Below are 13201 nucleotides of genomic sequence, written 5' to 3'. Positions count from 1 at the left end.
CTTGCAGCCAGAAAGAGAGAAACCTATGTCTAATCACGATCAATCTAATCACGATCACTCTAATCATGATCAACTGCAACGCTACCTGTTCGCTAACCATGCTGTGCGCGGTGAACTGGTTTCAGTCAATGAAACCTACCAACAGATGCTCGCTAATCATGACTACCCTCCTGCGGTACAAAAACTGTTAGGTGAAATGTTGGTCGCGACCAGTCTGCTGACCGCGACCCTCAAATTTGACGGTGATATCACGGTGCAATTGCAAGGTGGGGAAGGCCCACTCTCACTGGCAGTGATTAACGGCAATAACCAGCAAGAAATGCGCGGTGTCGCCCGCTTTAAAGGTGAAATCAGTGATGAAAGTACGCTGCAAGAGATGATGGGCAACAGTGGCTATCTGGTCATAACCATCACACCGGCACAGGGTGAGCGCTATCAAGGTGTAGTGGCATTGGAAGGTGAGACTATCGCCGCCTGCCTGGAAAATTACTTTATGCAGTCAGAACAGTTACCTACCCGCCTGTTTATCCGCACCGGTAATGTGGAAGGTAAACCTGCCGCAGGCGGTATGCTGTTGCAAGTTCTACCCGCACAGGAGCGTAATGAAGATGAATTTGATCATCTCGCACGGCTTACTACCACCATCAAAGCTGAGGAGCTATTCACCCTGCCGGCCAATGAGGTGCTGTATCGTTTATATCATCAGGAAGAAGTGACACTTTACGAACCACAAAATGTCAGTTTCCGCTGTACCTGTTCTCGCGAACGTTGCGCCGATGCATTAGTGACGCTATCCGAAGATGACGTCAAAGAGATGCTGGAACAAGATGGCAATATTGATATGAATTGCGAGTATTGCGGTACTCACTACCTGTTTGATGCGGTCGATATTGCCACATTAAAAAGCGGTAACAGCCCTTCATCAGAACAAATTCATTAATTCTCGTAATACTTGGTTGGGTGCTGACTCGTGCCCAGCCATTTCTTCTGCCGTTTCATACTTGCGACAATCCGTGTCCTATCTCTCATAACCTAGCGAAAAGTAGGTCATATATTGAAATATTTGAACGCTATCGCTGTTAATCGGGGATGAGTAATTACAATCGCTGGTAGAAAATTGACGATCCAGGAGTTATGACATGAGTGTTAAAGGAATTACCCCGCAGGAGCTCGCCGCCTATGGCATCCATAACGTCAGCGAGATTGTTTACAACCCAAGCTATGATTTACTGTTCCAGGAAGAGACTAAACCCACACTCGAAGGATACGAGCGCGGAACCCTCACCAACACAGGAGCAATTGCGGTAGACACCGGTATCTTTACCGGCCGCTCACCAAAAGATAAATATATTGTCCGTGATGCTATCACTCAGGATACCGTGTGGTGGGCCGATCAGGGCAAAGGCAAGAATGATAATAAACCGCTAAGCCAAGAGACTTGGACTCACCTGAAAGGGTTGGTCACTAATCAACTGTCTGGGAAGCGCCTGTTTGTTGTTGACACATTCTGCGGTGCTAATGCCGATACCCGTCTGCAAGTTCGCTTTGTTACTGAAGTGGCCTGGCAAGCGCATTTCGTTAAAAACATGTTTATCCGCCCAACTGATGAAGAATTGGCCCATTTCGAGCCTGATTTTATCGTCATGAATGGCGCTAAATGCACTAACCCGAACTGGAAAGAGCAAGGTCTGAATTCAGAGAACTTTGTGGCCTTTAACCTGACAGAACGTATGCAGCTGATTGGCGGCACATGGTATGGCGGTGAAATGAAGAAAGGTATGTTCTCAATGATGAACTACCTGTTGCCACTGAAAGGCATTGCTTCCATGCACTGCTCGGCTAACGTCGGTGAAAAAGGCGATGTGGCTATCTTCTTCGGCTTGTCCGGTACCGGTAAAACCACCCTGTCCACTGACCCGAAACGCAAGTTGATCGGCGATGATGAACATGGTTGGGATGATGACGGCGTATTTAACTTTGAAGGTGGCTGCTACGCCAAAACCATCAAGTTATCTGAAGAAGCAGAACCCGATATTTATCATGCGATTAAGCGTGATGCATTGCTGGAGAATGTGGTAGTGCTACCAGATGGTACTGTTGATTTCAATGACGGTTCCAAAACTGAAAACACCCGTGTTTCTTACCCTATCTACCACATTGAAAATATTGTTAAGCCAGTCTCTAAAGCAGGTCATGCCACCAAGGTTATTTTCCTGACTGCCGATGCCTTTGGCGTATTACCGCCGGTATCTCGCCTGACGGCAAATCAAACCCAGTATCACTTCCTGTCTGGCTTTACAGCCAAACTGGCGGGTACTGAGCGCGGTGTCACTGAGCCAACACCAACCTTCTCTGCTTGTTTTGGTGCCGCATTCTTGTCACTGCATCCAACACAATATGCAGAAGTATTGGTTAAACGTATGCAAGCGGTGGGCGCTCAAGCTTATCTGGTCAACACTGGCTGGAATGGCACCGGCAAACGTATTTCCATCAAAGATACCCGAGCCATCATTGACGCCATTCTGAATGGTGAAATTGATAAAGCTGAAACCTTTACCCTGCCAATCTTCGATTTGGCCGTTCCGATGGCATTACCGGGCGTAGACCCCGCAATCCTCGACCCGCGCGATACTTACGCGGATGTCGCGCAGTGGCAGGAGAAAGCCGAAGATTTGGCGAAGCGTTTTACCACTAACTTCGATAAGTATACCGATACCCCAGCAGGGGCTGCGTTGGTTAGCGCAGGGCCAAAGATCTGATTTAGATTTGGTTTTGTAAGATGATAAAAGGGGCACATTTGTGTCCCTTTTTGTTTTTCGCAAATCAAGAATAGATTAAATCTGGCTTGGTGGTTTAGTTATCAGGTTCGGTTGTTGTTTGTTCGGTGCTCACTGAACAATTAATATTCAACAACCAAATCAGATCACACTACTGCTGGTGGCTTAGGCTTAACATCCAACGGCAACGGGATATAGGCCCGAATCCGTAATCCACCTCGCTCGCTGGTACCGATATCCAACGAACCGGCGTGCGCATCAATAATTCGCTGCACAATGGCCAACCCTAACCCGGTGCCACTGGTACTACGGGCACTATCGCCACGGACAAAAGGCTGGAACAAATGCTTCAAATCTTCCGGCTTAATACCCGGTCCATCATCTTCCACCTGGAACCAAGCCCGCTGTAGCTCTGTGCCACTGCTCACTTTTATCCAACCATTGCCGTAACGAGCAGCATTCACCACCATATTTGCCAAGGCGCGCTTGATCGATAATGGATGAATATCTACCATCACTTCGCCTTCACATAAATCCGTTTCAATCACTCGTTCATAGCCACTTTCAGCAGCAATCACTTCACCCAATACCGCATTAAGATCGCTCGGTTCGGTCGGCATCTCCTGCCCAGTGCGCAGATAATCAATAAACTGCTCGATAATGGCATTACACTCTTCAATGTCCTTATTGATTGACTCAGACAAATATCCGTCGGCTTCACTCATCATTTCTGTCGCCAAACGGATACGGGTCAATGGCGTACGCAAGTCATGACTGACCCCCGCCATTAACAAGGTACGGTCATCAGCCAGCAACTTCACGCCAGCCGCCATTTGGTTAAATGCCCGGGTGACAGAACGGACCTCAGAAGCACCATATTCGCGCAGCGGTGGCGGAATGATTCCCTTACCGACCTGCAAAGCCGCATGTTCCAGTTCAACCAAGGGTCGATTCTGAATACGGATAAACAGCCAGGCACCGCCAACTGCCAGTAACATGATGGCCAAGGTATAACGGAACAGCGGCGAGAAATCGCCCTGATGGATCTCGGTTAATGGCACCCTCACCCAAATATCTGGCGATAACCACGTTTTCAACCAGACAACGGGCGAGTTTTTATTCACTTCGACCCGAACATCGGTTGGCCCACCTAATTGCTGGGCCATTTGATCACTAAGAAACTTGTAATGCTGTGCCCAACGCAGGCCACTTTCCTCTGCCGCGGCATTGGTATAAAGCGAAATCCCCAATTCACGGTAAATCTCACGCCGAAACGCTGGCGGGACTTCAAGTAGCGTGCCATCTTCCAGTTGCAGCCGATCAGTCATCAGCATACGGACTTCATATGCCAATACTTTATTAAACTGCTGCAAACTAGGCAAAATGGCGAAATTCAGTACCACCAGATACGTCGTGACCAGGCTGACAAACAGCAAAGTCACAATCAGTAATAAGGTTCGGGCAAATGAGCTACGTGGAGAAAAGCGCCATCGCCTCATGCTTTACTGCCGTCCGGCACAAATACGTAGCCCAAGCCCCATACAGTTTGGATATAGCGTGGATGAGCTGGATCTTCTTCTACCATGCGGCGCAAACGTGAAATCTGTACGTCGATAGAACGTTCCATTGCACTGTATTCACGGCCACGAGCCAAATTCATCAGTTTATCGCGAGACAATGGCTCACGCGGGTGACTGACTAAAGCTTTCAGCACCGCAAACTCACCGCTGGTCAGTGGCATAGGTTCATCTTCACGGAACATCTCGCGGGTACCCAGGTTCAATTTGAACTTACCAAATGCAATCACCGCTTCTTCTTGTGAAGGGGCACCTGGAAGTTCGTTGGCCTGACGGCGTAGCACCGCGCGGATACGAGCCAGCAGTTCGCGTGGGTTAAATGGCTTTGGAATATAGTCATCGGCACCAATTTCCAGCCCGACGATACGGTCAACTTCTTCACCCTTGGCCGTCACCATAATGATCGGCATTGGGTTGCTTTGACTGCGCAGGCGGCGGCAGATAGACAGGCCATCTTCCCCCGGTAACATCAGGTCGAGCACCATCAGGTGGAAGGACTCACGAGTCAGCAAGCGATCCATCTGTTCCGCATTGGCAACACTGCGCACCTGGAAACCTTGTTCTGTCAGGTAACGTTCCAATAGCGCGCGTAGGCGCATATCGTCATCAACGACCAGAATCTTGTGATTCTCTTGCATTTTATTACTCCCAAAGGCCGTATTGCCTGAATCTGCACATTGTTAGAAAAACTCACTCTAACAGACAGCTATTTATGGTATACATTCTAGTCGAAATTGTTACAAAGCTTATTGTCAGGCTTAATTATCAACACTTTCATCAAATGGGCGGTAGCGAATCTCTAAAATCCAGTAAGTCGCCTCACCATTTGGTGTTTGAACCGTCACCTCATCATCGACCTGTTTACCTATCAAGGCTCGGGCCACCGGTGAATCGATAGAAATCCATTTTTTCGCCGGATCGAACTCATCTGGCCCCACCAAGCGGAAGATGCGCTGTTCTCCTGATTCATTTTCGACCCGAACCCAAGCACCAAAATAGACTTTCCCTTCCTGGCGCGGATCGGGATCAACAATTTTCAACACTTCAAGGCGTTTGGTCAGAAAGCGTACCCGACGATCAATTTCCCGCAGGCGCTTCTTACCGTAGATATATTCGGCATTTTCCGAACGATCACCCATAGCCGCGGCTTCAGACACCGCCTGAGTGACTACTGGCCGCTCTTCTCGCCATAGATAATGCAGCTCACGATCCAGTGCCTGCCAGCCTTCGCGGGTAATATAGTTACTTTTCGCCATACCGTTATCCACTTATTCCTTTGGCAGAAATGCCACTACTATACCTTAAATAATTCGAGTTGCAGGAAGGCGGCAACTGAGTGAGTCCCGATGAGTTGACACCAGTCAATGATTCGGGTGAACGAAGGCAGCCAACGCACATGCAGCTTGAAGTATGACGGGTATATACCTTAACCTTTTACCGATAAGTTCACGTTAGCTCAAGCTCAGCGACCACTCTACTGGCAATTTATCCGGGCAATCCGTATAACTATCTTCTGCCGTTTTTCCTACTCACTATCAAAATTGATATCAGACTTATGAATGAACAACTGAGCAGCATTATTGCAAGCGAAATACAGGCGCGGCCAGAGCAAGTTATTGCCGCGATAAGCCTGCTGGATGAAGGTAATACCGTACCCTTTATTTCACGGTATCGTAAGGAAGTTACCGGCGGGTTGGATGATACCCAGCTGCGCCAGTTGGAAAGCCGTTTGGGTTATCTGCGCGAACTTGAAGACAGACGCCAAACCATTCTTAAATCAATCGAAGATCAGGGTAAGCTCACCGAGCAGCTGGCCAGTGCCATTAACGGCACGATGAGTAAGACTGAGCTGGAAGATTTATATCTTCCTTATAAGCCAAAGCGCCGTACCCGCGGGCAGATTGCGATTGAAGCTGGTCTGGAACCCTTGGCAGACAGCCTATGGAATGACCCACAGCAAGATCCGGAACAGGTCGCCCTCGCTTATGTCGACGCCGATAAAGGCGTGGCAGACACCAAAGCGGCACTGGATGGGGCGCGCTATATCCTGATGGAGCGTTTTGCGGAAGATGCCACTTTGCTGGCGAAAGTGCGCCAATACTTGTGGAAAAACGCCCATTTGGTAGCAAAAGTGGTGGAAGGCAAAGAGCAGGAAGGTGCTAAATTCCGCGATTACTTCGATCACCACGAACCTATCGCCCAAGTCCCTTCTCACCGCGCACTGGCGATGTTCCGTGGCCGTAATGAAGGGGTGTTGCAACTGGCGCTGAACCCCGCTCCACAGTTTGATGAACCTCCGCGTGAAAGTCAGGGCGAGCAGATCATTATCAACCATCTGGATTTGCGCCTGAATAATGCACCGGCTGATAACTGGCGCAAAGCCGTGATCAACTGGACATGGCGTATTAAGGTGCTGATGCATCTTGAAACCGAGCTGATGAGCACCCTGCGTGAACGGGCAGAAGACGAAGCTATCAATGTATTCGCTCGTAACATGCAAGATTTGCTGATGGCCGCTCCGGCAGGGATGCGCGCCACTATGGGCCTCGATCCAGGTCTGCGTACTGGGGTGAAAGTGGCGGTGGTTGATGCTACCGGTAAGCTGGTTGCCTACGATACCATCTACCCTCATACCGGGCAGGCGGCTAAAGCCGCTGCCGTGGTGGCTGCCCTGTGCATCAAACATCAGGTTGAACTGGTAGCGATTGGTAACGGCACTGCATCACGGGAAACCGAGCGCTTCTTTACCGAGCTGCAACAGCAGTATCCGGCGGTGACGGCGCAAAAAGTCATCGTTAGTGAGGCTGGCGCTTCGGTGTATTCGGCCTCAGAGCTGGCCGCACTGGAATTCCCTGATCTGGATGTTTCCATCCGTGGCGCGGTTTCTATTGCCCGCCGGTTGCAAGACCCGTTGGCTGAACTGGTTAAAATCGACCCGAAATCTATCGGGGTTGGTCAGTATCAGCATGACGTCAGCCAAAGCCAACTGGCGAAAAAGCTGGATGCGGTAGTAGAAGACTGCGTAAACGCCGTGGGTGTGGACTTGAACACCGCGTCAGTACCATTACTGACCCGTGTGGCTGGCCTGACCCGCATGATGGCGCAGAATATTGTGAACTGGCGTGATGAAAATGGGCGCTTCCATAACCGCGAGCAATTGCTGAAAGTCAGCCGCTTAGGGCCAAAAGCTTTCGAACAGTGCGCCGGTTTCTTGCGTATTAACCACGGGGATAACCCGCTGGATGCTTCAACGGTGCATCCGGAAGCCTATCCGGTGGTCGAGCGTATTTTGGCAGCTACCGAGCAAGCATTGCAGGACTTAATGGGCAATGCCACAGCATTACGTAGCCTCAACGCCCGCGATTTCACCACCGAGAAATTTGGCGTGCCGACCGTCACAGACATCCTGCGCGAGTTGGAAAAACCGGGCCGAGATCCGCGTCCTGAATTTAAAACCGCGACCTTTGCCGAAGGCGTGGAAACACTGAATGACCTGACACCGGGGATGATCCTCGAAGGCTCAGTGACTAACGTGACCAACTTTGGCGCGTTTGTCGATATCGGTGTCCATCAGGATGGTTTAGTGCACATCTCCTCACTGGCAGACAAGTTTGTCGATGACCCGCATAAAGTGGTGAAAGCCGGTGATATCGTCAAAGTTAAAGTCATGGAAGTGGATTTACAGCGCAAACGTATTGCTCTGAGTATGCGGCTTGATGAACAGCCGGGTGAAAGTGGTTCACGTCGTGGTAATGGTGGTGAGAACCGCGCTAATACCAATAATGACAATCGTGGTGCCAGTCGGCCGCGTAATAGCAATGAATCCAATAGTCGCCCACCCGCTAAAGGGCGCGCTGGCGGCAACCATTCCAGTAGCAACAACAGCGCCATGAGTGACGCGCTGGCGGCGGCATTTAAAAAACGCTGATATCTCAAGTGAAGGGCCAGATTCTGTGGCCCTTTTTCATTGTTCTTATTTCATCGAATTTGTAAGTTCAGACTCATCCTTAACGCCATATTGAGTACCACTTCTCATATTTTTTTCTTCTATAAGATCGCAGCGTTATCTTTTAAATTAATTAGCATGCAATTCTTTTTTTCGGGGTTCTATCACACTAAATCAGACGTAGACTTAACTGATTTAACATCATATTTAACATGAAGTTTAATGTAGTCCGTTATTACACTTAATTTATAAATAATTACGATAACATTCCATGTGTTAATTAAAATATGAATGTTATTTGATTCAAATCATAGTGAAGTGATTATGTTAATCATCAGTATTTCTTATTGTGGACAGCAGCTTATAGAAACATTCGATTAACTGATTTAACTCATCGTTCGCATTTGCGATCGTGCTAATTTGGTGGTAAAACAAGCGCAAATAGAAATCAGACTCATTAATTTTAAAAATGAAATCGTAATGAATATTTACTTTTGAGTGTTTAACCTGAGTTGAATATGAAAACGATTCTTACTATTATTATTTTAATCATTATTTATTAGTGGTGGAATTTCTCTGAACTCTGGTTTGCTAATGCGTTATAACGAGAGGCTTACATGCATCTGATCCCACAGCGCTCCTACAAAATTGTTGGTTTCTCACCTGAAATTAGCCCGGCTTACCGACAAAAATTATTATCACTGGGTATGCTTCCCGGCTCTTCATTTAATGTTGTCCGCCTGGCGCCATTAGGTGATCCCATTCAGATAGAAACCCGCAGAGTCAGTCTGGTGGTGCGTAAAAAAGATTTAGACCTACTGACGCTAGACCTGCAACCCTAATATTTCAAATTAACTTCTTATTCTGGCTGTGAGGTGATGTATCAAAACCACCTTGCATAGGCTGACTTTAATTTACTGATATCACGTTGGATCATGAAAGCACTCACAATTGGCCTAATTGGCAACCCCAATGCGGGTAAAACTACCCTTTTCAACCAGTTAACTGGAGCTCGCCAGCGGGTAGGTAACTGGGCCGGGGTCACTGTCGAGCGCAAAGAGGGCCACTTCAGTACCGCACAGCATCAGGTGACTTTGGTTGACCTGCCGGGAACATACTCACTCACCACCATTTCTGAACAAACCTCGCTGGATGAGCAGATTGCTTGCCACTATATTTTGAGCGGCGAAGCGGACTTGTTGATTAACGTGGTAGATGCCGCCAATCTGGAGCGCAATCTCTATCTGACACTGCAACTGATAGAGTTAGGTATCCCCTGTGTCGTGGCCCTCAATATGCTGGATATTGCCAAAAGTCAGCACATTGATATTGATATCGAAGCACTTTCTCAGCAGTTAGGCTGCCCGGTTATTCCGCTAGTTTCTACGCGGGGGCAGGGTATCAATGAATTAAAAAACAGCATTGATGAGCTTCAACCTGTTCCCTTCAAAGCGCTGGTTAACTACCCGCCGGTACTACTCAGTGAAGTGGATAAGTTGGTGCAGGCGATGCCTGAGTCCTGGCCGGTACAGCAGCGCCGCTGGCTGGCACTGCAAATATTAGAGGGTGATATCTATAGCCTGGCTCGCGCTGGCATCTCCCCTTCTATCGTGGATCTGGCCCGTGAAAATCTGCGACAAAACCAGCATGAAGACCCGGAACTGGTGATCGCCGATGCCCGCTATCAAAGCATTGCCCGTATCTGCGATATCGTCGGTAACTCACAGCAAGCTGAGCCAAATCGCCTGACCCAAGTGCTTGATAAAGTGATTCTGAATCGCTGGTTAGGTGTGCCTATCTTCCTGTTTGTCATGTACTTAATGTTCGTCTTAGCCATTAATATCGGCGGGGCGTTACAACCGATATTTGATATCGGCTCTGCTGCCATCTTTATTCAAGGGATACAGTGGGTTGGCTATACACTACATTTCCCACAGTGGCTAACCATCTTCCTGGCTCAAGGTGTCGGCGGCGGTATCAACACCGTGCTACCACTGGTGCCACAAATTGGCATGATGTACCTGTTCCTCTCCTTTTTGGAAGACTCCGGTTATATGGCCCGCGCCGCCTTTGTTATGGACCGGCTGATGCAGGCGCTGGGGTTACCGGGTAAATCTTTTGTGCCACTGATTGTCGGCTTCGGCTGCAATGTGCCCTCAATTATGGGCGCACGCACTTTGGATGCTCAACGTGAGCGTTTGATAACCATCATGATGGCGCCGTTTATGTCCTGTGGCGCACGGCTGGCTATATTTGCTGTATTTGCCGCCGCATTCTTCGGCCAGGATGGAGCCAGTGTCGTCTTTTCTCTCTATTTGTTAGGTATTGCCGTCGCCATCCTCACTGGATTGGTACTGAAATACACCATCATGCGCGGTGAAGCATCTCCCTTTGTGATGGAGTTACCGGTTTACCACGTGCCACACCTCAAAAGCCTATTATTACAAACTTGGCAGCGGCTAAAAGGCTTTGTTCTGCGCGCCGGGAAAGTGATTGTTATCGCCAGTATTTTTATCGGTGGCCTGAATAGTTTTTCTTTTAGTGGTCAAGCGGTGGATAGCATCAATGATTCAGCACTGGCCTCTGTCAGTAAAGTATTGACTCCGTTACTGGCCCCGATGGGGATCCATGAGGATAACTGGCAGGCGACCGTTGGGTTAGTGACTGGCGCGATGGCGAAAGAAGTGGTGGTGGGGACACTGAATACCCTTTACACCGCTGAGCAAATTAACAACCAGCCTTTTGATGCTGAAAACTTTAATTTATTGAGTGAATTGTCTGGTGCAGTTGATACCACCTGGCAGGGATTAAAAGATACCTTCAGCCTCAGTGTGTTAGCTAACCCAATTGAGGCCAGCAAAGGTGATGGCGAAATGGCAGCCGGTTCGATGGGGATGATGAGCAGCAAGTTCGGCTCCAGTATCTCTGCCTACAGCTACCTGATTTTTGTCTTGTTGTATGTGCCTTGTGTCTCGGTGATGGGGGCAATTGCGCGGGAAACCAGCCGGGGCTGGATGACCTTCTCAATACTGTGGGGGCTAAATGTTGCGTACTCACTGGCAACCTTGTTCTATCAAGCCGCTACCTTCCGTGACCACCCACAGCAGAGCCTCGGTATTATCGCCTTAGTTATTATTATTAATGCGCTGATCCTGTTTGGTTTACGTCGTGCTCGTAGCCGGGTCACGGTGAGGCTACAAAACAGTGCGCCAGCCAGTTGTTGCCAAAGTTCTGGTAATGACTGTCATTAACAAGGAGGTAAAAGTGGCAAGCCTGGTGCAATTACGCGATGCCATCGCCCTTAGCGGCAGTGCTGATGCGAACCAGTTGAGTCATCAATTAGCGATGCCTTTACCTCTGGTTGAGGCAATGCTGGAAAAGTTGACGGCGATGGGCAAGATTGAACGCATTGAGCAAGATAATAGCGGCTGCCTAACCGGCAGTTGCAAGAGTTGTCCTGAGGGGAAAAATCAATGTAGCACGGTGATTTATCAGTTAAAAAACCATCGTTAAGTTAAATGAGATGCCCACTTGGGAATGACAAAACTATTGATAACTCAGCGAGTGAAGGGGTTACCGCACCTCTGGGCACTCCGGTCGCTTACGCGACTACGACCCCTACGGCACGCTTCCCCTTCATTTAATTTTATCAGCAATCTATGAGATGCCCACTTGGGCATCCCTGATCATATTATTTATAGACTTCTGCATCCGCATCAAACTTCTTCTTCTCGCGCTCGGCAATAATCACATAATACTTACCGCCTTTCTCATCTGCTAATTTTGACAACTCTTGCTTCACATCCATGGGTGAGGTTGCCTGGCCCGAGGTAGTGATTGTGCCAATCTTCTCGTAATTCTTCGCTTCTTCTTTGGTAATTTCCTTAGCCGCCATCGCGCCAAAAGAAACCCCAGTCACCACCAGAGCTACAGCCAGATTTTTCAATAAATTCATGCCAAATACCTCGCAAATGAAGGATTACTGCTTACACATGTCACACCAAGACAGTAACAATTATTAATTAAATTTAATATTTAGCCATTAAATCACTGATTAAATTTTACTTAGCTATGTATTGCTCTGTTGGGCAAAATCCACGACGAGTTGAGAAAATGCCTCAGGATGAGAGACAAAAGGAGCATGCGCAGAGCCTGGCATCACCACCGATTGAGTATGCGGCCACTGGCTGTCTAGCAATGCCGCCACTTTGCGTGGTACCAAACCATCCAGATAACCATAAATACGCAAGAAAGGGAGCGAACAGTCTGCCAATTCTTCGCGTAAATCTGCCGTACGCAGAATATCCAGCCCGCCGGTCAACACCGCCACTTCCGGCATTTGATGTTGCAATACCACCGCTTTCAGCAAACGGGCGTCCTGGCGTGCGCTTTCTGTTCCCAGCGTTTGCAATGCCAGAAAACGCTCCACAGTACGCTGGAAATCCTCACTAAGTTGTTGCTGGAAACCGGCCAATACTTCCGGACGAATCCCCGGCCACTCATCATGGGCGGTAAAACAAGGAGAAGACGAAACCGTGATCAAACCACCAACACGCTCAGGGTGGCTCAAGGCTATCTGACTGGCAACCAATCCGCCCATTGACCAGCCAAGCCAGATTGCTTGCTGCGGCGCTTGCTGTAAGACTATTTCAGCCATTTCTGACAGTGACATTGCGCCAAATTCAGTGCTACGCCCATATCCTGGGAGGTCGACCAAGTGCAGGCGAAAATGCGGCGCGAGTCGATCAATTATGCAATGCCATACCCCTGCATTCAGCCCCCACCCGTGCAGCAACACAAGATCGCGATCGCCTTCACCACAGATGTTCCAATAAAGTTGTTTCATACGTTAGTATCCTGTTGCCTTAACCCTGTATAGCATCATTTATTAAGGAAGATAA

General features: G+C 48.7%; 11 protein-coding genes. 6 read left to right on the top strand and 5 right to left on the bottom strand.

The genetic code is table 11. The features are described 5' to 3' along the window. Positions 1-25: 25 nt before the first annotated feature. Complete coding sequence (gene hslO / locus QSV56_RS13570) at positions 26-940, top strand: Hsp33 family molecular chaperone HslO (protein ID WP_301212748.1); 915 nt, start codon at positions 26-28, stop codon at positions 938-940. Between the two features lie 199 nt (positions 941-1139). Beyond that, positions 1140-2759 (top strand): phosphoenolpyruvate carboxykinase (ATP), encoded by a 1620-nt coding sequence (gene pckA, locus QSV56_RS13565; protein WP_005159660.1) that lies wholly within the window; start codon positions 1140-1142, stop codon positions 2757-2759. A 164-nt stretch (positions 2760-2923) separates the two neighbouring features. Here pckA and envZ read toward each other — a convergent pair whose 3' ends face one another. From envZ to greB, 3 genes are all read right to left on the bottom strand, one after another. Next, positions 2924-4276 (bottom strand): two-component system sensor histidine kinase EnvZ, encoded by a 1353-nt coding sequence (gene envZ, locus QSV56_RS13560; protein WP_005159658.1) that lies wholly within the window; start codon positions 4274-4276, stop codon positions 2924-2926. After that, entirely contained in the window at positions 4273-4992 is a 720-nt protein-coding gene (gene ompR, locus QSV56_RS13555; RefSeq protein WP_004709363.1) for a two-component system response regulator OmpR, read from the bottom strand. The genes envZ and ompR overlap by 4 nt, the downstream gene beginning before the upstream one ends. A 120-nt stretch (positions 4993-5112) precedes the next feature. Then, positions 5113-5610 (bottom strand): transcription elongation factor GreB, encoded by a 498-nt coding sequence (greB, locus tag QSV56_RS13550; protein ID WP_026018070.1) that lies wholly within the window; start codon positions 5608-5610, stop codon positions 5113-5115. A 299-nt stretch (positions 5611-5909) separates the two neighbouring features. Here greB and QSV56_RS13545 point away from each other — a divergent pair, with 299 nt between their 5' ends. From QSV56_RS13545 to QSV56_RS13530, 4 genes are all read left to right on the top strand, one after another. After that, positions 5910-8282, top strand: coding sequence for a Tex family protein (locus tag QSV56_RS13545; protein WP_301212743.1), 2373 nt, complete (start codon positions 5910-5912; stop codon positions 8280-8282). Between the two features lie 635 nt (positions 8283-8917). After that, positions 8918-9142, top strand: a complete 225-nt coding sequence (gene feoA / locus QSV56_RS13540; RefSeq protein WP_004702177.1) for a ferrous iron transporter A — start codon at positions 8918-8920, stop codon at positions 9140-9142. Positions 9143-9235: 93 nt separating this feature from the next. Then, positions 9236-11551 (top strand): Fe(2+) transporter permease subunit FeoB, encoded by a 2316-nt coding sequence (gene feoB / locus QSV56_RS13535; protein WP_019081548.1) that lies wholly within the window; start codon positions 9236-9238, stop codon positions 11549-11551. 13 nt (positions 11552-11564) lie between these two features. Next, the gene (locus tag QSV56_RS13530; protein WP_005174747.1) at positions 11565-11813 is read left to right on the top strand and encodes a FeoC-like transcriptional regulator; all 249 of its coding nucleotides are present in this window, start codon (positions 11565-11567) and stop codon (positions 11811-11813) included. A gap of 178 nt (positions 11814-11991) precedes the next feature. On the opposite strand, the gene QSV56_RS13525 is transcribed toward QSV56_RS13530, so the two are convergent. Then, positions 11992-12255, bottom strand: coding sequence for a YdgH/BhsA/McbA-like domain containing protein (locus tag QSV56_RS13525; protein ID WP_019081549.1), 264 nt, complete (start codon positions 12253-12255; stop codon positions 11992-11994). Between the two features lie 114 nt (positions 12256-12369). After that, complete coding sequence (gene bioH, locus QSV56_RS13520) at positions 12370-13146, bottom strand: pimeloyl-ACP methyl ester esterase BioH (RefSeq protein ID WP_019081550.1); 777 nt, start codon at positions 13144-13146, stop codon at positions 12370-12372. Between the last annotated feature and the right edge of the window lie 55 nt (positions 13147-13201).

This window comes from Yersinia sp. 22-579, from assembly GCF_030433455.1.
Classification (GTDB): Bacteria; Pseudomonadota; Gammaproteobacteria; order Enterobacterales; family Enterobacteriaceae; genus Yersinia; species Yersinia enterocolitica.
Note: the sequence above shows the minus strand (reverse complement) of the source record. Positions and strands in the feature narration are given on the sequence as shown.